Genomic DNA, 23,436 nt, shown 5'->3' with positions numbered 1-23,436 from the left:
TCGCCACCTCACTCGCGTCTCGCACCGGGCCGCCCACGGGCCCACCAGGCGATCATGCCGAGCGGGAGCCGCCCGGCGACAGCCGGCTCGCCAGTCGACGGGTCCGGAGGATGCCGTACGGCGGTGGCGGCCGGCTCAGACGACCAGGGCCAACCACTTGCGGTAGGCGGTCGCGAACGGCTCGGTGCCGTCGCCGAGCGCGAGGAACAGCCACGCCGCCGCAGCCCGGGCCTCGGTGATCAGGTCCTCCGGGTAGCCGAACCGGGCACCGTGATCGGCGAACTCGTCTTCGTCGCGCAGCTCCACCGCACCCGTCGCCCGCCGGCGCACCACGTCGAGATCGAGGTCGATGATGTGGACGGTGTCGCCCTCCCAGCGGGCCGGCGTGGCGATGTCACAGTAGACCTCGCTGGTGCGCGGCTCCGGGTTGAACATCCCGGTCCACCAGGCGGCGTGCGGGACCAAGAGGACGAACGGGATCTGCTCGACCGACGGCCGGCCATGGTAGACGGACGGGGTGCCGGCGGTGACGCCGAGCCAGGTGCCGAGGTCGTCCTCGGCGAGGCGCCGGGCGGGGTAGTCACGATGGGCGGAACCGTCGTATTTGCGATAAACGACCCGCACAACATCGCTCGGCATGACCGCACCCTAACTGATAGGTCACAACGAATGCCGGCCCATGAACACTTCTCACATTGTCAGGAAATGAACAACCGGTATGCCGGGCACGGCGGGGCGTGACCCGGATCGGCGCGGCCGTGTCGGCCGCTACCGGTACGGTCGCACGGTGACCGCCGCGCCCACCTCCGCAGCCAGAACCGCCGCCACCGGCACTCCCGGCACCCGACGTCGACGCGGAAGGGTGAGCACCGACGACCTGCTCACGGCCGCCGTCGGTGCGGTGCCCGGCGGCGCGGCCCGCCCCGGCCAGCAGCAGATGGCGTCGGCGATCGACGACGCGATCGGTTCCCGCGAGCACCTGCTCGTGCAGGCCGGCACCGGCACCGGGAAGTCGCTGGCCTACCTCGCCCCGGCGCTCACCGTGGACGGGCCGGTCGTGGTCTCCACGGCCACCCTCGCCCTCCAGTCCCAACTCGTCGAGCACGACCTGCCCCGGCTCGCCGACGCCGTCGAGCCGGTGCTCGGCCGCCGGCCGACGTACGCCGTGCTGAAGGGCCGCCACCACTACGTGTGCATGGCCAAACTCGACCACTCCACAGAGGACGCGCCGGACACCCTCTTCGACTCGCCGGGGTCCGGCGGCAACAGCACCGGCTGGCTCGGCGAGGCCGGCCGGCTCGGCAAGCAGATCCAACGGGTCCGCGACTGGGCGCTGACCAGCGAGACCGGTGACCGCGACGAGCTGGACCCCGGAGTCGACGACACCGCCTGGCGGCAGGTCTCGATGCCGGCCCGGGAGTGCGTCGGCGCGACCCGCTGCCCGTACGGCGACGAGTGCTTCGCCGAGGCGTCCCGGGTCCGGGCGCGGGAGGCCGACATCGTGGTGACCAACCACAGCCTGCTCGCCGTCGACATGCTCGCCGGCCGGCACATCGTGCCGCCGCACAAGCTCCTGATCATCGACGAGGCACACGAACTGGCCGACCGGGTCTCGTCCGCGGCGCAGGCCGAGCTGACCGCCGAGGCGGTCGAGCGGGCCGCCCGGCAGTCCCGCCCGCTGCTGCCCCCGGAGATCGCCGAGACGCTGGTCGAAGCGGGTGACGCGCTCGCCGTCGGGCTCGCCGAGGTGCCGGCCGGCCGACTCACCGCCGGGCTGCCGCCGCCGCTGCGGGAGGCGTGCACCCTGCTCGACTCGGCGACCCGGTCCGCGCTGGACCGGATCGGCGACGTCAAGTCCGACGACCCGGACCCCGTACGCAAGCAGCAGTCGAAGTCGGTGCTCGACGAGCTGTCCAAGACCACCCAGCGCCTGCTGGAGGAGGCCGACCACGACGTGGCCTGGGTGGAGAAGCCCGAGGGTGCCCAGAGCGGCCGGCGGGCGCTGGTCGTCGCACCGCTGTCGGTCGCCGGCACCCTGGCTGTCAACCTCTACGACGAACGCACGGTCGTGGCGACCTCGGCCACCCTCACCCTCGGCGGCCGGTTCGACACCATCGCCCGGGCGCTCGGGCTGGCTCCGGGCGCCGCCGTCGACCAGCCCGACGGTGCCGGGCCGGGTAACGGCAAACCCGCCCCGGCCAGGGTCGGTGACGGCCGGCCGGGCGACGCCGAGAAGGACACGGACTCCCCGCCGTGGCGGTCGCTCGACGTCGACTCCCCCTTCGACTACCCCCGCCAGGGCATCCTCTACGTCGCCGCGCACCTGCCCCGGCCGGCCGCCTCCGGCCTGCCCGAGGCGGCCGGCGAGGAGCTGCTCCGGCTGGTCGGCGCACTCGGTGGCCGTACCCTCGGGCTCTTCTCGTCGCGGCGGGCCGCCACCCAGGCGGCGGAGTTGCTGCGGGCCCGCACCGACCTGCCGGTGCTGCTCCAGGGCGAGGAGGCGCTGCCGCTGCTGGTCCGCCGGTTCCGCGAGGACCGGGCGAGCTGCCTGTTCGGCGTGATGTCGCTGTGGCAGGGCGTGGACGTGCCGGGCGACGCCTGCCAGCTCGTGGTGATCGACCGGCTGCCCTTCCCGCGCCCGGACGAGCCGCTGGCGGCGGCCCGGGCGGCGGCGGTCGACGCGACCGGCGGCTCCGGCTTCGCCTCGGTGAGCGTGCCGGTCGCCGCGATCCGGCTCGCGCAGGGCGTCGGTCGGCTGATCAGGTCGACGGGCGACAAGGGCGTCGTGGCCGTGCTGGACTCCAGGCTGGAGACCGCCCGGGGCTACGGGGCGTTCCTGCGTCGCTCGCTGCCACCGTTCTGGTACACGACCCGTCCCGACATCGCGCAGGGGGCGCTGGAACGACTCTCCCGCACCTGACCGGGCCGGTGCCGGTCGGTGCGTCGGCGGGTCAGGGTGTCTTCGACGCCACCACGACCGCGTCGGGCGGCACCTCCGGCGTACGCCGGCCGGCCAGCCGGCGTACGGCGGTGTTGAGCACCGCGATCAGCGGCACGGCCACCAGCATGCCGACGATGCCGGCGAGCACGCTTCCCGCCGCGATGGCGATGATCACCGCGAGTGGGTGGATGGCCACCGCCCGTCCCATGATCAGCGGCTGGAGGATGTGCCCCTCGACCTGCTGCACACCGATCACGGCGCCCAGGATGATCAGCGCGGTGACCCAGCCACTGTCGACCAGTGCCACCAGCACGGCGACCGCGCCGGACAGGGTGGCGCCGACGATCGGGATGAACGCCCCGAGGAAGACCAGCGCGGCCAGCGGAAGGGCGAACGGCACGTCGAAGATGACCAGGAAGATGCCGATGCCGACGGCGTCGATGAAGGCCACCAGCACGGTCGCCCGGACGTAGGACACGAGCGTCGACCAGGACGCCTGCCCCGCGTCGTCGACCCGCCACCGGGCGGCGACCGGCAGCAGCCGGACCAGGAACCGCCAGATCCGGCGGCCGTCGCGCAGGAAGAAGAAGGTCGCGAAGAGCACCAGCACCGCGCCGGTGAGCACCTCGAAGAGGGTGGTCGCGGTGGACAGGGCGCCGCTGGTGAGGGCCTGGGTGTTCTCGTCGATCCAGCGCTGCCCCTGCTCGATGTAGCGGCTGAACTGGTTGTCCGACATGTGCAACGGGCCGGTCTTCAGCCAGTCCTGGATCTGCTGCACACCCTTGGTCGCGTTACGGCTCAACTCCGGCACACCGGCCACGAACTCGTTGACCACCATGGTCAGCGTGCCGACCACCGCGGCCAGCCCGCCGACCAGCACCAGGCCGGTGGCCAGCGAGCGGGGAAACCGGGCCCGCAACAGCCAGCCGACGGCCGGGGCGAGCAGCGCCGACAGCAGCAGCGCGATGAGCAGCGGGATGATGACGATCCGTACGGTGCCGATCACCTTCAGCATCGCCCAGCCGATCGCGCCGATGACGATCAGCCGCCACGACCAGGCGGCGGCGATCCGCAGGCCGTGCGGTACGTCGGCGTCGTCACGACTCGAAGTGGACTGGTGGACCTCCGGCGGCGGAGAGTCGAATCCCCCGTTCGGCGGCGGCTCGACCAGAGCCGGCGCCGGCTCGGGTTCGGGCCGGGAGCGGCTCCTCGCGCGCACCGATGCCTCGCCCTTTTCGTAGGCCCGACGGATCTTCGCCCGTACCTGCTCGAAGCGGTTCAAGAGCACCTCCTCACGCTCGGCCACCCCACGTTAGCGGGTGTTCGCACTGAGCAGCGCTCACCGGGGTCCCGAGTCCGGCGTATGTTGCCCCCGGCCGGGGTGTCTCAACCGCCGCCGGGTCCGGTTGCGAGGCGGGGTACGGTTCCGTCGTGAGCGCCGAATCCAACTACGACCCCGGCCTGCCGATCCGTCTCCTGCACGACCGCGTGTTGGTGCAACTCGAGGGCAGTGACGGCGAACGACGGTCCACCGCCGGCATCGTCATCCCGGCGACCGCCTCCATGGGCAAGCGACTGTCCTGGGCCAAGGCGGTCGGCGTCGGCCCGCACGTGCGGTCCATCGTCACCGGCGACCGGGTGCTCTTCGACCCCGAGGACCGCGCCGAGGTCGAACTGCACGGCCGGGCCTACGTCCTGCTGCGCGAGCGCGACCTGCACGCGGTCGCGGCCGAACGGGTCGACACCGACTCCACCGGCCTCTACCTCTGAGCGGGGACGGTCACCGCCAGCCCGGTGGCGGGTAGCCGCCCGGCGGCGGACCGTACGGACCCGGTGGCGGGTAGCCGCCCGGCGGGCCGTAGCCGCCGGGTGGGCCGTATGCGCCGGGTGGGCCGTACGCACCCGGTGGGCCGTACGCGCCGGGGTGGACCGGGACGGGCGGCGGGGGTGGCGGCGTGAGTACCACCGGGATCGGCACGACCGGCTGGTCGGGGGCGTCGACCACGCGTCGCACCCCGTCCGGGAACGCGATGTGATAGCGCTCGCCGTCCCAGCGCGCGTCGGGCGCCTGCGGGTCGCGTCCGGTGAAGACCTGCCGGTAGCGGACGATCGCCGCCAGCAGCTCGGCCTCCTCCCGCACGGCGCCGGCCCGGTCGGCGGGCTTGGCGTCGAGGCCGCGCAGCATGCCGTCGCGCAGGAGGGCCAACTGGGTCGCGGAGAACTGGTAGCCGCGCATCGCCTTGAGTCCGGCCTCGCCGGCCACCCGCCGGGCCCACCGGCGGGCCGAGTGCCGGCGACCCAGGCTGCCCAGCGACGCGACCTCGGGCGGTGAGAGCCAGCCGGCCCGTACGTAGTGCGGCAGGGTGCGTTCGGTCAGCCGGCCCTCCCAGCCGCGCAGCCACACGGCCAGCCCGACCATGCCGAAGAAGATCGGCACCATCAGGCCGATGTAGCCGTAGAGCAGGATCAGGTTCTGCCCGGTGGCGACGGCGAGCGACGGCATCAGGTTCCAGGCGCCGTGCAGCATCATCGCCAGCAGCAGGCCGGCGAACGGGGCCAGCACCCGGATCCGCCGGTCGCTGGAGCGGGCGGCGATACCGAGGCCGATGCCGGCCATCGCGGTGAACAGCGGGTGGGCGAACGCGGTGAGCAGCACCCGGACGATGAAGATGGTGAAGAGCATCTGCGCGCCGGTGGCGCGGCCGTACTGCTCGGCGCCACTGGCGTAGCCGTGGCCGCCCAGGTAGAGGATGTTCTCCACCATGGCGAAGCCGATCGCCGACATTCCACAGTAGACGATACCGTCGGTGATGCCGGAAAACTCCCGGCGCCGCACGATCAGCAGCAGGATCGGGCCGAGCGTCTTGGTCAGTTCCTCGATGAACGGGGCGACCAGCACCGCGGTCAGCGAGTCGGGCAGGTCGTTGCGCTCGAACACCCCGGCCGCCCAGGTGTTCACGTTCAACGACGCGTACGTCGACACCGCCGCGCCCCAGGCGAAGCAGAAGACCAGGTATTTCATCGGCTCGGGCTCGTAGCGGTCGAGCCACAGGAAGCACACCACCAGGACCGGTACCGGCAGGATCGCCGCCACCAGACCGATGACCAGCGCCTCGACGCCCAGGTTCTGCCCGAGCGTCAACAGCATCGCGATCGCGCTGCCGGCGATCACCAGGATGGTCGCCGCCATGATCAGGCCACGCCGCCAGCCGACCCGCCAGCGGCGCGCCTTGCCGGCCGGGTCCGGCACCGGACCCGACGGCCAGCCCGCCCCGGGCACGCCCGCCGCCGCCGGTACGCCCGGCACGGCGGCCATCCCCGGCTCGACGGCCACCCCAGGCACGCCCGGCACGACGGCCGCCGCCGGATGCGGGCCGGCGCCCGGCGGTGCCGACGACGGCGCCGGCGGGGCGACGGGTCCGGGCGGCTCCCGGTCCACCGGTGGCGCGGCGGGCTGCCCGTCCCCCGGAACCGGGCCGGGGGGTACGGGCGACGCGGGTGGTTGCCCGCCGGGCGGAAGTTCGGCCATGCCCGCCAGCGTATCGAGTTGAAGACCACTCGCCGGGTCACCCGTGTTGCGGTTATGCTCCGGTGCAGGTCACGAGTGCCAGCGACCAACGGTCCGCCCCGCTGTGGTGCGGGCCGAAGCCCCAGCTTGCTGGCCGGCAACCCTCGTCGAGGTTCGCGGTGGGGTGCCCTGGGTGAAGACCGGGCCCGTCGCCACCAGGTGCCGGGCAAGCGCGGGCCCCACCCTTCCGCCACACCCGGGGTCCCTGATCGCCGGAGGCTGGCCGATGAACACGACCCCCACCCCCGTGGCGACCCTGCCGTGGGCCGCCGAGCCGCTGCCGTGGACCGGCCCGGGACGTCCGGCCACGCGGCCGCTCGACGTGCTCGGCGTGCCCGGTCAGATCAACCTCGACTACGCGGCCACCGCACCCTGCGCGTCGGCCGCCGCCGACGCGGTGACCGAACTGCTGCCCTGGTACGCAAGCGTGCACCGCGGCGCCGGCCAGCTGTCGCGACGCTGCACCCTCGCCTACGAGCGGGCCCGCGAGGAGGTCGCCGACTTCCTCGGCGCCCGCGCCGACGACCATGTGATCTTCACCCGCAACACCACCGACGCGCTCAACCTGCTCGCCCACGCGCTGCCGGCGGCGAGCACCGTCGTCACCTTCGCCAGCGAGCACCACGCCAACCTGCTGCCCTGGCCGTCCGGAGCGGTGCGGCTGCCGGTGCCGGCGTCGCCCGACGCGGCCGTACGGGCGCTCGACGCCGCTCTGCGCGAGCTGCGCCGGGGCACCGATCCGGGCCGGCCGGTGCTGGTGGCGGTGACCGGGGCCGGCAACGTCACCGGGGAACGGTGGCCGGTCGCCGCTCTGGCCCGGGTCGCGCACCGGCACGGCGCCCGCATCGCACTCGACGCGGCCCAGCTCGCCCCGCACGCCCCGGTCGACATCGCCGCGCTCGACGTCGACTACGTCGCCGTCTCCGGCCACAAGCTCTACGCGCCGTTCGGCACCGGTGTGCTGGTCGGGCACGGCGACTGGCTGGACGCCGCCCCGCCGTACCTGGCCGGCGGCGGGGCCAGCGCCTACGTCGGCCCGGCGACGCACCAGGTGCGCTGGGCGACCGGCCCGGCCCGGCACGAGGCGGGCACCCCGAACCTGCTCGGCGCGGTCGCGCTCGGGGCGGTCTGCGCCGCGCTCGGCGCGGCCGACCGCGGCGCGCTGCACGACGACGAACAGGCGCTGCTGGCCCGGCTGCGGGCCGGTCTCGCCGCGCTCCCCGGCGTCGAGGAGCTGCGGCTCTTCGACGCGGCCGAGCCCCGGGTCGGGATCGTGTCGTTCGTGGTCGCCGGCCGGGAATCGGCGACGGTCGCGGCGGAGCTGGCGACGGCACACGGGATCGGCGTACGGGACGGCCTGTTCTGCGCGCACCCGCTGACCCGGCGGCTGATCACGGAGGCCGCCGCCCGGCGCGGCTGGCGGAACCCGCCGGCGACGGCGCTGCGGGCGAGCATCGGGCTGGGCAGCACGGTCGAGCACGTCGACCGCCTCCTGGCCGCGCTCGCCGGGCGGTGAGGTCAACCGGGGGTGTGGCCGACGGCCCGCCGGACCATCCGGTTGGCCTCGGCCATGTCCACCCCGGTCGCGGCGATCAGGTCGCTGGCGATCGACCGGACCTGGGCCACGACGGTGCTGCCGGACAGGCCGACCCCCGCCGAGTACGCCCCGGCGGCACCGATCACCGCCCGCACCGCGCGGTCCCGGGCCGCCTGCGGCTCCACCCCGGCCCCCAACTCGCTGTAGAGCAGCCGGGCCGCCTCGCCGAGGTCACACACCGCGTCGGGCAGGGATGGTGGCACCGGCTCGCCGTCCTGGATCTGGGTCACCGCCCGGCGGACCAGTGCCCGACTGTCCCGCAGCGCCCGGCTGATGTACTTGGAACTGTCCACGTACCTGGTCAACACGCCCCGCTTGTGCCAGCGCAGCGGCGCCAGTGCGGCCGTCTCCCGGCCGGCCTCGATGGCGCTCTCCAGCGTCCGTACCTCGCCCTCCGCCTTGCGCAGCCGCTCCAGTGCGGCGTCGGCGAGGGCCGCGTCCCGGCGGGCCAGGGCGCCGCCGGTGTCGCTGAGCGCGTCGGCCATGGTGTCGAGCGCCGGGTCGACGGCCCGGTCGACCACCCGCAGCGGGTTGAGCGGGATCAGCAGCGTCATGACGATCAGGGCGACCACGCCACCGACGAGCGCGTCGAAGAACCGGGTGAAGTAGATCCCGCCCTCCGGCGGACTCAGGGTGGCGACCAGCACGGCCGAAGCCGCGGCCTGGTTGAACAGCGACGGGCCGCCGCCGACGTAGATCGACGCGATGATCGCCAGCGTCACCACCACGGCGATCTGCCACGCCCCGGTGCCGATCACCAGGATGATGGCGTCGCCGACCGCGATGCCCAGCGCCACCCCGATGATCAGCTCGATGGTCCGTTTGAGGCGCTGCCCGACGGACGAGGCCAGGGTCACCACCGCCGCGATCGGGGCGAAGAAGGGCGCCGGATTGCCCAGGATGTGGGCGGCCACGAACCAGGCGAGGCCACCGGCGACACCTGCCTGGATCGCCAGCCCGGCGTTGGCGCGTACCTTGATGGTCCGTTCCCGGAAGGTGGCGTCGAACCGCTCGCGCCGTTCACGCCACCGCTGTGCCATGCCGGCGGCCGGCGAACTCTCGGTGCTGTCCCGGTCCGCGGCCATGCGCCGGCATACCCGACGGATTCCGGTTCATGGGTGGACCGGCCGCCCCGGATCCGGCCACGACCGCGCCGGCCCGGCTGCGGCAGACTGGTCCGGTGACCGAACTGAGCGCCCGCTGGTCGGCCGCCGCCACGGCGGCCGGCGCGACCGGTACGGCCGCGATCGCCGCCGCCGGCCGCGACCTGCTCGACCGGTGGGGTGAGCCGCAGCGGCACTACCACACCGTCGACCATCTCGCCGCCGTGCTCGTGGTGGTCGACGGGCAGGCCGACCACGCCGACCGGCCCGACCTCGTACGCCTCGCCGTCTGGTTCCACGACGCCGTCTACGACCCGCGTGCGGCCGGCGACGCCAACGAGCGGGCCAGCGCGGCACTCGCCACGGCGACCCTGACCGGGCTCGGCGTGCCACCGGACGCGGTCGCCGAGGTGGCCCGGCTGGTCCTGCTCACCGCCGGGCACGGCGCCACCCCGGACGACCGGGACGGGGCCCTGCTCTGCGACGCCGACCTGGCCGTACTCGCCCGGCCGGCCGCCGACTACGACCGCTACGCCGCCGCCGTCCGCCGCGAGTACGCCCACGTGCCCGACGAACTCTTCCGGGCCGGCCGGGGAGCCGTTCTGCGGCACCTGCTGGACCTGCCGGCCCTCTACCGGCTGCCGGTCCTCGCGCGGGACTGGGAGGCGCCGGCCCGGGCCAACCTCGGCCGCGAACTCGCCGCCCTGGCCGTGACGGGCTGAGTGACGGCCAACCGAGCGACGGCCGACCGAGCGACGGCCGACCGAGCGGCAGCGGCCGGATCGGCTATTGGCGGCGGGCCCCGGCCAGGTGCTTGGGCAGCCGGAGCCCCGAACGGCGCAGCACGATGACGATCTCCCGGCTCGACACCACCCGGGCGCCGTGCCCCACCACCGTGGCGAACCGTTCCTCCGGCACGTCGTAGTGATCGCGGTCGAACGCCCGCCGGGGCAGGCCGATGCCCGCCGCGAAGGCGTGCAGTTCGGCGTACGACACGTCGCTGACCAGATGCGACCACAGCCGCCCGTCGGCGGGCCAGGCAGGTGGGTCCACGTAGACCATGGTCACCAAGGTAACCGGCCGATACCCTGGCCAGTCATGACCGACCTGCTGAGTGACCTGCGCGCCGTGCTCCCCGACCGGGCGGTGGTGACCGACCCCGATCTGCTCGTGAGCTACCAGCGCGACGAGGCGGACCTGTGCGCGTACGGTCTCCCGGCGGTCGTCGTACGGCCCCGCACCACCGCCGAGGTCGCCGCCGTCGTACGGGTCGCCGCCACGCACGGGGTGCCGGTCGTACCGCAGGGGGCGCGGACCGGGCTGGCCGGCGCCGCGAACGCCGTCGACGGCTGCGTGGTGCTCAGCACCACCGCGATGACCGAGATCCGGGAGATCGACCCGGTGGCCCGGATCGCCGTGGTGCAGCCCGGGGTGGTCAACTCGGCGCTGGCCGGGGCGGTCGCCGCGCAGGGGCTGCGCTACCCGCCGGACCCGGGGTCATGGGAGTCGTCGACGATCGGCGGCAACGTCGCCACCAACGCGGGCGGCATGTGCTGCGTCAAGTACGGCGTGACCAGCGAGTACGTCATCGGCCTGGAGGTGGTGCTCGCCTCCGGCGAGGTGCTGCGCACCGGTCGGCGCACCGCGAAGGGCGTCGCCGGGTACGACCTGACCAAGCTCTTCGTCGGCTCCGAGGGCACCCTCGGGGTGATCACCGAGATCACCGTGGCGCTGCGCCCGGCCGCCGAGCAGTCGCTGACCCTGGTGGGCGTGTTCCCGTCGACGGCCGCCGCCGGCGCCGCCGTGGCGGCCATCGCGTCCGAAGGGCTCACCCCGAGCCTGCTGGAACTGCTCGACCAGACCCACCTGGGCGCCATCGAGGCGTACCGGTCGATGGGGTTGCCGACCGAGGCGAAGGCCCTGCTCCTCGCGGCGGCCGACACCGGCGAGCGGGCCGGCGCCGACCTGGCCCGGATCGCGGCCGTGTGCGAGGCGGCCGGGGCGAGCGAGGTCTACCAGGCGACCGACGCGACCGAGGCGGCGGCGCTGTTGCAGGCCCGGCGGCTGGCGCACGCGGCGATGGAGAAGTTCGCCGCCGACACCTATCCCGGCGGCCGGGGCGGCCTGATCATCGACGACGTCGCGGTGCCCCGCGGCTCGCTGGCGTCGCTGCTCGACGGGGTGGAGAAGGTCGCCGCCGAGTACCAGGTGCCGATCGGCGTCGTCGGGCACGCCGGCGACGGCAACATGCACCCGAACATCGTGGTCGACCGGGCCGACCCGACGAGCCTCGAACGCGGCCGGCTCGCCTTCGACGCGATCATGGAGCTGGGGCTGGGGCTGGGCGGCACCTGCACCGGCGAGCACGGCGTGGGCCTGCTGAAGCGGGAGTGGCTGGCGAAGGAGATCGGGCCGGTGGGCGTACGCGTCCACCAGGCGATCAAGGCGGCGCTGGACCCGGCCGGACTGCTGAACCCGGGCAAGGTCCTCTAGGCGAAACGCGCCTGCACCCGGGCGAGGAAGGTCCGCTGGCCGTCGTTGAGCTGGTCGTCGCGCAGATCGTCGAGGAGCTTCACCCGCTTCTCGTCGATCGTCGGCAGCACGTCCGAACCGCTCACCGCGGTCACCGCCGGCCCGAAGAGCTCGACGAACTGCTCGACCAGCGCGTCGAGCTCGTCCGCCCCGGTCTCCGGGCCGAGATCGCCGAACCGGCGGGCGAACTCGACGACCCGCGGCGCGTACTCCTCGGAGGCCATCAGGTCGTAGAACTCGCCGAGTTGCGGCATGGCCTGGTCGCCGACCAGGTGGGCGAGCAGGATCGACTGGTCGCGGTCGGCCGCGGTCAGCTCGGGCGAGATGTCGGTGGCGGCGGCGCCGAACACGGCGAAGAACCGGCCGAGTTCGGGTGGGATGTCCGGGGCGGTGCCCTCCGCCCGGATCCGCGCGATAACCTCCCGCTGCCGGGTCAGCCGCTCGATCTGCGCGGCGAGCTCGCGGTCGAGCTGGTCCAGCAGCTCCGGCGGATCCTGGCCGGTGCCGTCGAGCAGCTGCGGCATCCGCTCGAGCGGGATGCCCAGCGCCGCGAGGCGCTTGATCCGCAGCAGCCGGACAAGGTCGCCGGCCCGGTACCGCCGGTAGCCGTTCGCCGCCCGGGGCGGTTCGGGCAGGACCCCGATCTGGTGGTAGTGGCGCAGCGTGCGTACGGACACGCCGGCCAGCCGGGCCACCTCGCCGCTGTTCACACGCTCTCCCGCACCCCGTCCAGGTTACGCAGCGCCCGGCTGCTCACGGCGGCCACGGCCGCGACCGCCCACACGGCCGCGAGGGCGACCGCGGTCACGCCGAGTCCGGCGTACTCGACGGCGACCGCCGCCAGCACGATGCCGAGCGGGGCCGCGCCGGTCAGGATCGCGTTCTGGGTCCCGAGGATCCGGCCCCGCATCCGGTCCGGGATCCGCTCCAGCATGAGCACGCCGAGCAGTCCGCTGAGCATTCCCATCGATCCGCCGACCACGAAGGCGCCGGCGAACACGAGGCCGGCGGCCGGCAGCGCGCCGATGACCGCGATCCCGACCACGCTCGCGGCGAAACCGGCCACCAGCCACACTCGGCGCGGTCCCCGGCTGCCGGCGACCGCGTAGGCGGCACCGCCGACCAGGGTGCCGAGCGCGATCGAGCTGAGCACCAGGCCGAGCCGGCCCGGCTGGTCGAGCAGGGTGAAGTGCACCGGCAGGACCAGGCCCTGCAGGGCGGCGAGTACGGTCGCCAGCACCAGGTTGAGCAGGGTCACCGCCAGCAGGAACGGGCTGCCCCGGAAGAGCAGGCGCCAGCCCTCCCGCAACTGCGCCCAGCCGGTGACCGGCTCAGGTCGCAGCCCCACCCCCACGTCGCCACCACCCGGCTCCGCCGTGGCCGCGCTCCCGATGCCGGCAGCTGCGCTCCCGGTGCCGTCTGCCGCGCTCCCGGCGCCGTCTGCCGCGCTCCCGGCGCCGTCTGCCGCGCTCCCGGCGCCGGCGGCGGCTGGGGCCGGGACCGGGGCGGCTTCGAGTTCACCGACCCGGCGCGGCAGGGTCAGGGTCACCAGCGCCGCGCCGAGGGACGTCGCCGCCGTGATCCACAGCACCGTCGAGCCGTCGAACAGGAGCATCAGGCCGCCGGCCGCCGCCGGTCCGACCAGGATCGCCAGGGCACCCAGGCTCTCCCGTACGCCGATCAGCCGCTCCGCGGCGATCCCGCCGTGCCGCACGATCGCCGGCAGCAGCGCCTCCCGCGCGGTCATCCCGGGTACGTCCCCGAACGACCCGAGGATCCCGAACAGGATGAACCAGCCCAGTTCGAGGCCGACCAGCAGGTCGACGACCGGCAGCGCGGCCACCGCACCGGCCGAGATCAGGTCGGTGGCGATCGAGGCCGTACGCCGGTTGATCCGGTCGATCACCACACCGGTCAGCAGACCGCCGAGCATCGCCGGGATCGCGGTGGCCGCCGCGACGATCCCGGCCCCCAGGACGCTGCCGGTCGTCTGCAACACGATCAGCGGCAGGGCCACGCCCGCGATCGCGTTGCCGAACAGCGACAGGAAGTCGCTGGCCAGGAAGGTGACGGTTATCCGCTTCATGGTCCGAGCAAAAACCATGACGCTACGGCGGGGTCAAGCTCGCTTTCCCGGCCTCGACGCGGCCGAGCCGATACGCCTCGGCCGGCGGTCAACCGGTGCCTCGCCCGACGGGCAGCCGATGCGCCTCGCCTGGCGGGCAGCCGATACGTCTCGGCCGGCGGTCAGCCGGGCAGGAGGCGGGCCTCCGGAGGCGGGGTCAGGTCGATGCCCCGGTCGGCGGCGAAGCCGCGTACGTCGGGTGCCCCCATCCGCGCCGCGTCGGCGGTCGCGTCGTCGGGCATCCGCTGCGACTGCCGCTCCGCCTCGACCCGGGCCAGGTAGTGCTCGACCTCACGGGCCCGTACGGTCGCGTCCCAGCCCAGCACCTTGCCCATGATCTCGGCGGCCTGCTCGGCCGACTCGCTGCCCCGGTGCGGGGTCTCGAACGAGATCCGGGTGCGCCTGGTCAGCACGTCGTCCAGGTGCAGCGCACCCTCGGCATGGGCGGCGTAGGCCACCTCGGCCGCCAGGTATTCGGGTGCCCCGGCCAGCGGTGTCGCCAGCAGCGGATCGGCCTGGATCAGGGCGAGCAGGTGCGTGGTCAGGGTGCCGTAGCGCTCCAGCAGGTGCTCGACGACACCGCCCGGCATCCCGTGCCGGCGGGCGAGGTCGGCGCGGTCGCGCCACATCGCGGCGTAGCCGTCGGCGCCGAGCAGCGGCAGGTCGGCGGTGCGTGACGGGCGGGCGCCGCCGAGCCGGCGGGCAGCCCGGTCGACCACGTCCTGCGCCATCACCCGGTAGGTGGTGTATTTGCCGCCGGCGACCAGCAGCAGGCCGAGCATCGGCTCGATGACCGCGTGCTCGCGGGACAGCTTCGACGTCGACTCGGCCTCGCCGGACAGCAGCGGGCGCAGCCCGGCGTAGACGCCCTCGATGTCGGCGGTCGTCAGCGGCCGGTCCAGCACCGTGTTGACCTGGTCGAGCAGATAGTCGATGTCGCTGGCCGACGCCGCCGGATGGGCCCGGTCGAGCTGCCAGTCGGTGTCGGTCGTACCGATGATCCAGTGGCCGCCCCAGGGCAGGACGAAGAGCACCGAGGTCGCGGTACGCAGGATCAGACCGGCGTCGCCGGTGATCGCCGAGCGGGGCACGACGAGGTGCACACCCTTCGAGGCGCGTACCCGGAAGCTGGGCCGCAAACCCACGTCGCCGAGCATCCGGGACATGTCGTCGGTCCAGACCCCGGTGGCGGCGACGACGGTGCGGGCCCGTACCTCGAACTCGGCGTCGGGCGACCCGGCGGGCGCCTCCATGTCACGGACCCGGACCCCGGTGACCTCGCGGGCCTGCCGCACCAGGGCGACCGCCCGCGCGCTGGTCACCACGGCGGCGCCCAGGCTGGCCGCGGTGCGGGCCAGGTTGACCACCAGGCGGGCGTCGTCCATCTGGCCGTCGTAGTAGCGGATCGCGCCACCGATCGCGTCGGCGCGCAGGCTCGGGAAGATCCGGCGGGCGCCCTCGCGGGACAGGTGGCGGTGCAGCGGCATGCCGCGCCCGCCGCCGAAAGCCCCGGCGAAGGCGTCGTACGCCGCCACGCCGAGGCCGTAGTAGGCGCGCCGGAAGGCCCGGCCGGGCAGGGCGCGCGGGCCGGCACCGGACGGCAGCGGCACGAGGATCGGCACCGGCCGGACGAGGTGCGGGGCGAGCCGGGTGGCGAGCAGCCCGCGCTCGGTCAGGGCCTCGTGCACGAGCCCGAACTCCAACTGTTCGAGATAGCGCAGGCCGCCGTGGATCAGCTTGCTGGACCGGCTGGAGGTGCCGGCGGCGTAGTCACGGGCTTCGACCAGCGCCACCTTGAGCCCGCGCGACGCGGCGTCGAGAGCGGCACCGACACCGGTGACACCACCCCCGATGACGAGCACGTCGAATCGCTCGCCGCGCAGGCGGCGCAGGTCGGCCGCCCGGCGGGACGCGGACAGTTGGCCGGCGGCGTATCGGGACACGGCTGGGTCACGCACGTGTCCACGTTAACCGCATGCAGCGACAACGTACTGTCTGGGCATGCAGCCGGGTCCGCCGCCTTCTGGAGAACCGCCGTCGACCGGATGGGTGCCCGGGTACCCGCCACCGCCCCCGCCGCCCGGCCCGGGGATCGGGGCGGTCGTCGCGGCGGTCGCGGTGGGGCTGTGGGCGGTCGGCATCACCACCGTCGCGCAGGTGAGCGGGTGGCTGGTCGACCAGGTGGCGATCGTCGCCGGCCTGACCGCACCGGTCTGGGTGTGGCCGCTGACCAGCCTTGTCGACGCGGCACTGATCTCCGCGGTGGCGGCGCCGCTGGCGGTCGTACCCCGCTCGGCGGCGGTCCGGGCCGCCGGCCGGGCCTGGCTGTGCGGCGCGATCGTCCTGGCCGTACTCGGCCTGCTGCGGGCCGTACCGCAGGCGCAGAACGAGCTCTACCTGGCCCTGCTGACCGTCGGCGCGGTCCTGCTCGCCGTCGCGATCCGGAGCACGCGGGGCCGGGTACGCCGATCACGGCCGACCGGGGTGGCGGTGCTGCTCGCGGTCGCCGCCGGAGCCGCCGTACTGCTGCCCTGGCTCTGGGTCGGGGCGCTCGGCGGGCTCACCGAGACGCTGCTCGCCGTCACCGCCGCCGCCGCGACCGGCTGGCTGGCCGCCGCGATCCTCGACGCCGGCTTCTGGTCCACGTACGGTGGGCCGACCGGCCGGGGCGTACGGCCGGTCCTGCTGGGCGGGCTGGTGGCCGGTGTGACGCTGCTGCTGGTCGGGGCCGCCGTCGGGCACAGCGGCAGCCAGCTCGCCGCCCTGTTCCTGCTGCCGGCGACCGGGTTCGCCCTCGCCGCGCTGCGTCCCGTCGCGGCGACGCCGGAGCGCGGGACCGCCGGCTACGGACCGGCGGACGACGCCGGCCCCCGTCCGCCGGTCGGCTGGCTGGTCGCCGTCGCCGTCCTCGGACCACTGGCCCTGGTCGACCCCGAGGAGATCTCGCTGGTCCTGATCGACCGGGACGTGCCGTTCTGGACCATGGTGGCCGCCGGCAGTTCGGCCGCTCTCGCGCTCGTCGTCGGGATCGCGTACGCGGTCGCGTTCGGCCGTACCCGCGCCGCGACCCCGCACCGGTGGGTCGGCGTGGTCACCGCCACCGCGGTCGTGCTCGCCGGCGCGGCCGTCCACGTCGGCCTCGGCCAACCGGGCCTGCACGGCGAGCGCCTCTTCGTGGTGATGAAGGAGCAGGCCGACCTGACCGGCATCACCGGCGGGCCCGGCCAGGCCGGGCGGGACGCGAAGGTGCGCGAGGTGCACCGGAGGCTCGTCGACACCGCCACCCGGTCGCAGGGTGACCTGCGCCGGGAACTCGACCGGTTCCGCCTGTGGCACCGGCCGTACTACCTGGTCAACGCGATCGAGGTGGACGGCGGGCCGGCGGTGCGGGCCTGGCTTTCGCGCCGTGCCGACGTCGACCGGGTGCTGCTCAGCCAGGAGATCCGGCCGCTGCCGGCGGCGCCGCCACCCGGCCGGGGCTCCGAGCCCGCACCGCAGGCCCCGCCGTGGCACCTGACGATGATCGGTGCCGACCGGGTCTGGTCGCAGCTGGACACCGACGGGGCCGGCATCGTCGTCGGCTCGTCCGACTCCGGTGTGGACGGCAGCCACCCGGCGCTGGCCGCGGGCTTCCGTGGTGGCGACGACTCCTGGTACGACCCCTGGAACGACACCCGCACCCCGACCGACCGGGGCGGGCACGGCACCCACACCGCCGGTTCGGCCGTCGGGCACGACAACATCGGCGTCGCCCCCGGCGCCCAGTGGGTCGGCTGCGTCAACCTCGACCGCAACCTGGGCAACCCGGCCCGCTACCTCGACTGCCTGCAGTTCATGCTGGCGCCGTTCGCGGCCGGCGGCGACCCGTTCACCGACGGCCGGCCGGACCGCGCGCCGCACATCCTCACCAACTCCTGGGGCTGCCCGGCGCTGGAGGGGTGCGACACCGCGGCCCTGGCGGAGGCGACGGCCGCCTTCGCCGCCGCCGGCATCCTCTTCGTCGCCGCCGCCGGCAACACCGGCCCGTTCTGCGGCTCGATCGACGATCCGCCCGCGCCGTACGCCGACGTGCTGACCGTCGGCGCGGTGAACAAGAACCGCGGGGTGACCGAGTTCTCCAGCCGTGGCCCCGCCCCGGACGGTTCGGCGAAACCCGACCTGGTGGCGCCGGGCGCCGACGTGCTGTCGGCGATGCCCGGCGGTGGCTACACCAGCAACTCCGGCACGTCGATGGCCACCCCGCAGGTCGCCGGCGTGGCGGCGCTGATGTGGTCGGCGAACCCGGCCCTGATCGGTGACCTGGCCACCACCCGGCAGATCATGCTGGACACCGCCACCGGGGTCGTGCCCCCGACGGCGAGCCAGCGCGAGGGCGACTGCGGGCAGCTCGCCAACGTCGAGGGTGCCGGTCTGGTCGACGCGTACGCCGCGGTGGAGCGGGCCCGCCAGACACGGTAGGTTCGGCGCTCGTGGATCTCGAGTTCTCCGTCGCCGAACTGACCGATACCGATCTGCCCCAGGTGGTGGCACTCTGTGGCGAAGCGCTCGATCTGCCGGAGGACTCGGCCGAGGCGAACGAGATCGTCACCCGGCTCCGCGAGACCACCGCCCCCGGCGACGCGACCTGGACGGACGGCCGCCGGCAGCTCGTCGGGTTCGTCGCGGTCGCCGGCGGCGAACCGGTCGGCGTCGTGCTCGGCTCCATCGCCCACCGCGACCCCGCCGTCGGCCACGTCGACCTGATCGCGGTCCACCCCGCCGACCGCCGCCGGGGCATCGGCCGCACCCTGCTGTCACGGGTCGAGGGCGCGCTCGCCGGACTGGGCGCCGGTGAGGTCCTGCTGGCCGGCAACCCGCCGTACTACGCCTGGCCGGGAATCGACGTACGGTACACGCCGGCGATCTGCGCGGCGATGGCGCTCGGCTACGAGCAGGACCGGACGGCCTGGAACATGACCGCCGACCTGTCCTACGACGGCTCGCCGGCGCTGCGGGACACCGGGCCGGCCGAGGCCCGCCTCGCCGAGCGCGGGATCCGGGTACGGCGGGCGACCGAGGACGACGTGCCGGCGCTGGTCGCCTTCGCCCGGGCCACCTTCGGCGGGTCGTGGGGCGGCGAACTCGCCCACTCGGTCGACCGCCCGGACGGCGGCTGCCATCTCGCCGTACGCGACAGCGGCGAACTGCTCGGCTTCGCCGCGTACGGGTCGTCGCGGCCGTCCTGGTTCGGCCCGATGGGGACCGCGCCGGACACGCAGGGGCTCGGCATCGGCGGTGTGCTGCTGCGCCGCTGCCTGCGCGACCAGCGGGCGGCCGGACACGATCGGGTCCAGATCGGCTGGGTCGGCCCGGTGCCGTTCTACGCCGGCAGCGCCGGGGCCTGGATCGAACGGGTCTTCTTCCTCTTCCGCAAGCAGCTCTGACGGTCGCCGTACGGCGCGCCCCCTACCTGACCAGCGAAATGGGAGGTATCGGGTGTAGCGCCGTTCGTCCCCGGCCACCGGCCGCCGCGCCTTACGGTGACCGGGAAGGAGGAGGTCATGACCAAGGACGACGACCCGACGGACGATCTCCACGTTCCGGCCTCGGCGCGGATGGCGGACCGGTCCCCGGACCTGCCCGTCGACCGGCTCGACTTCGGTGACCTGGCCGAACTGGCGGAGTACGACGATCCGCCGGCGGACGAGCCGCTGGCGCTGGTCGACGCGCCCCGACAGATGGCGCCGGAACCCACGTCCCGGCGCCAGAAGCAACGCAACCAGCGGCGCTAGGCGCCGTCAGCGGCCGGGTGCCGCAGACGCCGAAGGGCGGGCCGCGCGAGCGGCCCGCCCTTCGTCACGTGGAGTCCGGACTCAGAAGTCCATCTCCCCGCCGCCCGGCGCGCCCGCCGGGGCCGGGGTCTTCTCCGGCTTGTCCGCCACCACGGCCTCGGTGGTGAGGAACAGCGCCGCGATCGAGGCGGCGTTCTGCAGCGCCGACCGGGTCACCTTGGCCGGGTCGATGATGCCGGCCTTGAGCAGGTCGACGTATTCGCCGCTGGCCGCGTTGAGGCCGTGGCCGGCCTCGATGTTGCGGACCCGCTCGACCACGACGCCGCCCTCGAGGCCGGCGTTGACCGCGATCTGGCGCAGCGGGGCGTCCAGCGCGACCTTGACGATCTGCGCACCGGTCGCCTCGTCGCCGACGAGGTCCAGCTTGTCGAAGGCGGTCTTGCCGGCCTGGACCAGCGCGACGCCACCACCGGGGACGATGCCCTCTTCGACGGCGGCCTTCGCGTTGCGGACCGCGTCCTCGATGCGGTGCTTGCGCTCCTTCAGCTCGACCTCGGTGGCCGCGCCGACCTTGATCACCGCAACGCCACCGGCCAGCTTGGCCAGCCGCTCCTGCAGCTTCTCGCGGTCGTAGTCGGAGTCGCTCTTCTCGATCTCGGCGCGGATCTGGTTGACCCGGCCCTGGATCTGGTCGGCGTCACCGGCACCGTCGACGATGGTGGTCTCGTCCTTGGTCACCTGCACCTTGCGGGCGTGGCCCAGCAGGTCGATGGTGACGGCGTCGAGCTTGAGGCCGACCTCTTCGCTGATGACCCGACCACCGGTCAGGATCGCGATGTCGTTCAGCATCGCCTTGCGGCGGTCGCCGAAGCCCGGGGCCTTGACGGCGACGGACTTGAAGGTGCCGCGCACCTTGTTGACGATCAGGGTGGCCAGGGCCTCGCCCTCGATGTCCTCGGCGATGATCAGCAGCGGCTTGCCCGACTGCATGATCTTCTCGAGGATCGGGAGCAGGTCCTTCACCGCCGAGATCTTGCCGTCGACGATCAGGATGTACGGGTCGTCGAGGACGGCCTCCATACGCTCCGGGTCGGTCCAGAAGTAGGGCGAGATGTAGCCCTTGTCGAAGCGCATACCCTCGGTGAGCTCGAGCTCGAGCCCGAAGGTGTTGCTCTCCTCGACGGTGATGACGCCTTCCTTGCCGACCTTGTCCATCGCCTCGGCGATGATCTCGCCGACGGTGTTGTCACCGGCGGAGATCGACGCGGTGGAGGCGATCTGCTCCTTGGTCTCGACGTCCTTGGCGAGCTTGGCCAGCTCCTCCGCCACGGCGGCGACCGCGGACTCGATGCCCCGCTTGAGGGCGATCGGGTTCGCGCCGGCCGCGACGTTACGCAGGCCCTCGCGGACCAGCGCCTGGGCCAGGACGGTCGCCGTCGTCGTGCCGTCGCCGGCCACGTCGTCGGTCTTCTTCGCGACCTCCTTGACCAGCTCGGCGCCGATCTTCTCGTACGGGTCCTCGAGCTCGATCTCCTTGGCGATGCTCACACCATCGTTGGTGATGGTGGGGGCGCCCCACTTCTTCTCGAGCACGACGTTGCGGCCCTTGGGGCCGAGCGTCACCTTTACGGCGTCGGCGAGGGTGTTCATGCCCCGCTCGAGGCCGCGGCGCGCCTCCTCGTCGAACGCAATGATCTTGGCCATACGGCGTTGTCCTCCTGGACACTCACGGCCACCTGGGCCGGTTGGCCCGGGTGTGCCGCCTGACTACGCAGCCTCGGACGTCACTACCTGGCGACAGTGACGTCCGTTGGCCGGGCCGGATAGCCCGCGACGACCGGCCATCGCCACAGCCCCGTCTCCCGGGTCCGCACCGGTGGCCCCACCGCCCCGACCATTGGCACTCACGGTCCGCGAGTGCCAATGACCTGTTTAGCACTCCCCCCTGCCGAGTGCAAGCTCGTTGAGCTTTTCCGGGACCGCCCGCGACAGCCCCGTCACACGTCGCGCGAGGCCGACCAGGCAGCCCGCGACAGATAGACACTCAACGATCGATCTCGGGAGCGGGCGTCGCGACACCCCGGCGCGACGACAGCCCGTCCCGGATCCCGCAGATCAGGGCCCGGAAACCCCGCCCGGGCGGCGAACGTCGGATGTTTTCCCCTATTCAAGGGACAGGGCTCCCTCATTCGAGGGACCGGCACCGGAAGCCGAGAACGAACCGGCGAGCCGGAGCTGCCGGAGAGCCGTACACCGATTGAGGCACGTCATGTGCCTGCCCACCGGGAAGCGGTTAGGAAAAGGACGTCCTCGGGAACAACGAAGACGCCGGCCCTCTGCTGTGGAGAACCGGCGCCGAACGTTTCTTCCGAGGCCCCTCCCGGTCGCCTTGGTCGATCTCTGCCGTCAGGCGATGAGGTGCACTTTTTCGGCCTGCGGCCCCTTTTGACCTTGGGCGATCTCGAACTCCACCCGCTGCCCGTCGTCAAGTGCCTTGTAGCCGTCCATCTGGATCGCCGAGAAGTGGACGAACACGTCCTGCCCCCCGTCGACCGCGATGAAGCCGTAGCCCTTTTCGCTGTTGAACCACTTCACGGTGCCCTGTGCCACGGTGCACTTCCTCACTTCGATGCTGCCTGGCCTTTCACTCCTCCCGGCCCGGGACGTACGCCCGGAGAGGACCTGGAATCGTGATCCATGTCGGTCCCGTCGAACATGGCGGCCGAAATCGCACGCTACACGAGGTATCTCTGCCGTGCACTACCCCAAAAAGGACACGGTGAATGCGATCTTATGCACGACGGCGTCGCTGGAATGGGTTGCTCGTTTAACCAACGTGGGTCACCCCGAAACCAGCCAACCGATGGCACGTCACCGGCTACGTCGGCACCGGCGGCGCCGGCGGTACCACCTGTTCGTCGTACTCCTGCTCGCCGCCGGGCTCATCGGGGCGGAGGTGGTCCACGAGGTGATCCGGCACGGTGCGGCCGACCCCGCCCCGGCCGCCCTCGTACGCGGCCCGGACCCCGCCGCGGGCGACGAACCCGCGGCCGGCGCGACCGCCACCCCCGACCCCGGCCCGCCGTCCCCGGACGCGGTGCGGGTGCCCGTCGAAGGGTTCCTGTCCTGGGCCTTCCTCGACCGCCGCTCCGGCCGGATCACCGGGTCCGCCAACCACACCGCGCCAAGCGACACGATGTCGATGGTGAAAGCCTGGCTCGCCGCCGACTACCTGCGGCGGATACCGCCCGGCGAGACCCCGACGGAGGCCCGGCTGGACGCGCTGACCCGGATGATCCGCGACAGCGACAACGCGGCGGCACAGGACCTCTTCGCGGTCCTCGGGCGCCGCCGGTCGATCGAGCGGCTGGTGGAGACCTGTGGGCTGACCGACTCGGCGCCCTACCACGACGCCTGGAGCAACACGGTCGTCTCGGCGCGGGACACCGTACGGATCGGGCTCTGCCTCGCCGACGGCCGCGCGGCCGGCGACCGGTGGACGCCGTGGCTGCTCGACGAGATGCGGCGGGTACGCGGGGTGGGTGACTTCGGGATCCGGGCCGCGCTGCCCGCCGACCTCGCCCCGCAGGTCGCGATCAAGAACGGCTGGCTGCTGCGCGACGAGGACGGCCTGTGGCACATCGCCTGCCTCGCGATCGGCCCGGACTGGGTCGTGGCCGCCCTCGCCCGCTATCCCGGCCGGCTGGGTTTCGAGTACGGCACCGGACTGTGCCGCGACGTCGGCGGGCAACTGCTGGTCGGGCGGGTCCGGGCGGCCCCGCCCCCCAACGCGCCCTGA

General features: G+C 73.6%; 19 protein-coding genes and 1 riboswitch. Of the genes, 9 read left to right on the top strand and 10 right to left on the bottom strand.

Annotated elements, in window-relative coordinates; genetic code table 11:
* Positions 1 to 135 precede the first annotated feature (135 nt).
* Positions 136 to 639, bottom strand: coding sequence for a DUF402 domain-containing protein (locus AB0I42_RS08800; RefSeq protein ID WP_357535505.1), 504 nt, complete (start codon positions 637 to 639; stop codon positions 136 to 138).
* Between the two features lie 79 nt (positions 640 to 718).
* On the opposite strand from AB0I42_RS08800, the gene AB0I42_RS08795 reads away from it, so the two are divergent.
* Positions 719 to 2,920 (top strand): ATP-dependent DNA helicase, encoded by a 2,202-nt coding sequence (locus AB0I42_RS08795; RefSeq protein ID WP_357535503.1) that lies wholly within the window; start codon positions 719 to 721, stop codon positions 2,918 to 2,920.
* A gap of 31 nt (positions 2,921 to 2,951) precedes the next feature.
* On the opposite strand, the gene AB0I42_RS08790 is transcribed toward AB0I42_RS08795, so the two are convergent.
* A complete protein-coding gene (locus tag AB0I42_RS08790; protein ID WP_357535501.1) occupies positions 2,952 to 4,247 on the bottom strand; it encodes an AI-2E family transporter in 1,296 nt (431 codons plus the stop codon).
* 125 nt (positions 4,248 to 4,372) lie between these two features.
* On the opposite strand from AB0I42_RS08790, the gene AB0I42_RS08785 reads away from it, so the two are divergent.
* Positions 4,373 to 4,711 (top strand): co-chaperone GroES, encoded by a 339-nt coding sequence (locus tag AB0I42_RS08785; RefSeq protein WP_357535499.1) that lies wholly within the window; start codon positions 4,373 to 4,375, stop codon positions 4,709 to 4,711.
* Positions 4,712 to 4,721: 10 nt separating this feature from the next.
* On the opposite strand, the gene AB0I42_RS08780 is transcribed toward AB0I42_RS08785, so the two are convergent.
* Positions 4,722 to 6,470 (bottom strand): PrsW family intramembrane metalloprotease, encoded by a 1,749-nt coding sequence (locus AB0I42_RS08780; protein ID WP_357535497.1) that lies wholly within the window; start codon positions 6,468 to 6,470, stop codon positions 4,722 to 4,724.
* 67 nt (positions 6,471 to 6,537) lie between these two features.
* Positions 6,538 to 6,688: riboswitch (SAM riboswitch) on the top strand.
* Between the two features lie 47 nt (positions 6,689 to 6,735).
* On the opposite strand from AB0I42_RS08780, the gene AB0I42_RS08775 reads away from it, so the two are divergent.
* Complete coding sequence (locus AB0I42_RS08775; protein WP_357535495.1) at positions 6,736 to 8,025, top strand: aminotransferase class V-fold PLP-dependent enzyme; 1,290 nt, start codon at positions 6,736 to 6,738, stop codon at positions 8,023 to 8,025.
* Between the two features lie 2 nt (positions 8,026 to 8,027).
* Here AB0I42_RS08775 and AB0I42_RS08770 read toward each other — a convergent pair whose 3' ends face one another.
* Positions 8,028 to 9,191, bottom strand: coding sequence for an FUSC family protein (locus AB0I42_RS08770; protein WP_357535494.1), 1,164 nt, complete (start codon positions 9,189 to 9,191; stop codon positions 8,028 to 8,030).
* Between the two features lie 95 nt (positions 9,192 to 9,286).
* On the opposite strand from AB0I42_RS08770, the gene AB0I42_RS08765 reads away from it, so the two are divergent.
* On the top strand, positions 9,287 to 9,931 hold the full coding sequence (locus AB0I42_RS08765; RefSeq protein WP_357535492.1) for a metal-dependent phosphohydrolase: 645 nt from the start codon (positions 9,287 to 9,289) through the stop codon (positions 9,929 to 9,931).
* 64 nt (positions 9,932 to 9,995) lie between these two features.
* Here the strand turns inward: AB0I42_RS08765 and AB0I42_RS08760 are convergent, their stop codons facing one another.
* Positions 9,996 to 10,271, bottom strand: coding sequence for a DUF4031 domain-containing protein (locus AB0I42_RS08760; protein WP_357535490.1), 276 nt, complete (start codon positions 10,269 to 10,271; stop codon positions 9,996 to 9,998).
* Between the two features lie 36 nt (positions 10,272 to 10,307).
* On the opposite strand from AB0I42_RS08760, the gene AB0I42_RS08755 reads away from it, so the two are divergent.
* On the top strand, positions 10,308 to 11,702 hold the full coding sequence (locus tag AB0I42_RS08755) for an FAD-linked oxidase C-terminal domain-containing protein (RefSeq protein WP_357535488.1): 1,395 nt from the start codon (positions 10,308 to 10,310) through the stop codon (positions 11,700 to 11,702).
* On the opposite strand, the gene AB0I42_RS08750 is transcribed toward AB0I42_RS08755, so the two are convergent.
* From AB0I42_RS08750 to AB0I42_RS08740, 3 genes are all read right to left on the bottom strand, one after another.
* Complete coding sequence (locus tag AB0I42_RS08750; protein WP_357535487.1) at positions 11,699 to 12,451, bottom strand: MerR family transcriptional regulator; 753 nt, start codon at positions 12,449 to 12,451, stop codon at positions 11,699 to 11,701. The two genes, AB0I42_RS08755 and AB0I42_RS08750, sit on opposite strands and share 4 nt — an antisense overlap.
* Positions 12,448 to 13,827: an MFS transporter gene (locus AB0I42_RS08745; RefSeq protein ID WP_357535485.1), complete on the bottom strand. Its 1,380-nt coding sequence runs from the start codon at positions 13,825 to 13,827 to the stop codon at positions 12,448 to 12,450. The genes AB0I42_RS08750 and AB0I42_RS08745 overlap by 4 nt, the downstream gene beginning before the upstream one ends.
* 161 nt (positions 13,828 to 13,988) lie before the next feature.
* Positions 13,989 to 15,809: a glycerol-3-phosphate dehydrogenase/oxidase gene (locus AB0I42_RS08740; protein WP_357535678.1), complete on the bottom strand. Its 1,821-nt coding sequence runs from the start codon at positions 15,807 to 15,809 to the stop codon at positions 13,989 to 13,991.
* A gap of 58 nt (positions 15,810 to 15,867) precedes the next feature.
* Here AB0I42_RS08740 and AB0I42_RS08735 point away from each other — a divergent pair, with 58 nt between their 5' ends.
* The 3 genes from AB0I42_RS08735 to AB0I42_RS08725 all read left to right on the top strand — a co-directional run bounded on the left by AB0I42_RS08735 (position 15,868) and on the right by AB0I42_RS08725 (position 19,637).
* Positions 15,868 to 18,324, top strand: a complete 2,457-nt coding sequence (locus AB0I42_RS08735; protein WP_357535483.1) for a S8 family serine peptidase — start codon at positions 15,868 to 15,870, stop codon at positions 18,322 to 18,324.
* An 11-nt stretch (positions 18,325 to 18,335) separates the two neighbouring features.
* Positions 18,336 to 19,289, top strand: coding sequence for a GNAT family N-acetyltransferase (locus AB0I42_RS08730; protein WP_357535481.1), 954 nt, complete (start codon positions 18,336 to 18,338; stop codon positions 19,287 to 19,289).
* Between the two features lie 117 nt (positions 19,290 to 19,406).
* A complete protein-coding gene (locus AB0I42_RS08725) occupies positions 19,407 to 19,637 on the top strand; it encodes a hypothetical protein (RefSeq protein ID WP_357535699.1) in 231 nt (76 codons plus the stop codon).
* An 81-nt stretch (positions 19,638 to 19,718) separates the two neighbouring features.
* Here the strand turns inward: AB0I42_RS08725 and groL are convergent, their stop codons facing one another.
* On the bottom strand, positions 19,719 to 21,341 hold the full coding sequence (gene groL / locus AB0I42_RS08720) for a chaperonin GroEL (protein WP_357535479.1): 1,623 nt from the start codon (positions 21,339 to 21,341) through the stop codon (positions 19,719 to 19,721).
* A gap of 702 nt (positions 21,342 to 22,043) precedes the next feature.
* On the bottom strand, positions 22,044 to 22,247 hold the full coding sequence (locus AB0I42_RS08715; RefSeq protein ID WP_357535477.1) for a cold-shock protein: 204 nt from the start codon (positions 22,245 to 22,247) through the stop codon (positions 22,044 to 22,046).
* Positions 22,248 to 22,500: 253 nt separating this feature from the next.
* On the opposite strand from AB0I42_RS08715, the gene AB0I42_RS08710 reads away from it, so the two are divergent.
* The gene (locus tag AB0I42_RS08710; protein ID WP_357535476.1) at positions 22,501 to 23,436 is read left to right on the top strand and encodes a serine hydrolase; all 936 of its coding nucleotides are present in this window, start codon (positions 22,501 to 22,503) and stop codon (positions 23,434 to 23,436) included.

The sequence above is a fragment of the Polymorphospora sp. NPDC050346 genome (assembly GCF_040655695.1).
GTDB classification, from domain to species: Bacteria; Actinomycetota; Actinomycetes; order Mycobacteriales; family Micromonosporaceae; genus Polymorphospora; species Polymorphospora lycopeni.
The sequence above is the reverse complement of the archived record's forward strand: the minus strand, read 5'-3'. Positions and strand labels throughout refer to the sequence as shown.

What these genes read in the sequence shown, in the direction of transcription:
- AB0I42_RS08800 (WP_357535505.1), bottom strand. Translation starts at nt 639, where the DNA reads ATGCCGAGCGATGTTGTGCGGGTCGTTTATCGCAAATACGACGGTTCC.
- AB0I42_RS08795 (WP_357535503.1), top strand. Translation starts at nt 719, where the DNA reads ATGCCGGGCACGGCGGGGCGTGACCCGGATCGGCGCGGCCGTGTCGGC.
- AB0I42_RS08780 (WP_357535497.1), bottom strand. Translation starts at nt 6,470, where the DNA reads ATGGCCGAACTTCCGCCCGGCGGGCAACCACCCGCGTCGCCCGTACCC.
- AB0I42_RS08775 (WP_357535495.1), top strand. Translation starts at nt 6,736, where the DNA reads ATGAACACGACCCCCACCCCCGTGGCGACCCTGCCGTGGGCCGCCGAG.
- AB0I42_RS08770 (WP_357535494.1), bottom strand. Translation starts at nt 9,191, where the DNA reads ATGGCCGCGGACCGGGACAGCACCGAGAGTTCGCCGGCCGCCGGCATG.
- AB0I42_RS08760 (WP_357535490.1), bottom strand. Translation starts at nt 10,271, where the DNA reads ATGGTCTACGTGGACCCACCTGCCTGGCCCGCCGACGGGCGGCTGTGG.
- AB0I42_RS08755 (WP_357535488.1), top strand. Translation starts at nt 10,308, where the DNA reads ATGACCGACCTGCTGAGTGACCTGCGCGCCGTGCTCCCCGACCGGGCG.
- AB0I42_RS08745 (WP_357535485.1), bottom strand. Translation starts at nt 13,827, where the DNA reads ATGAAGCGGATAACCGTCACCTTCCTGGCCAGCGACTTCCTGTCGCTG.
- AB0I42_RS08735 (WP_357535483.1), top strand. Translation starts at nt 15,868, where the DNA reads ATGCAGCCGGGTCCGCCGCCTTCTGGAGAACCGCCGTCGACCGGATGG.
- AB0I42_RS08725 (WP_357535699.1), top strand. Translation starts at nt 19,407, where the DNA reads ATGACCAAGGACGACGACCCGACGGACGATCTCCACGTTCCGGCCTCG.
- groL (WP_357535479.1), bottom strand. Translation starts at nt 21,341, where the DNA reads ATGGCCAAGATCATTGCGTTCGACGAGGAGGCGCGCCGCGGCCTCGAG.
- AB0I42_RS08710 (WP_357535476.1), top strand. Translation starts at nt 22,501, where the DNA reads ATGGCACGTCACCGGCTACGTCGGCACCGGCGGCGCCGGCGGTACCAC.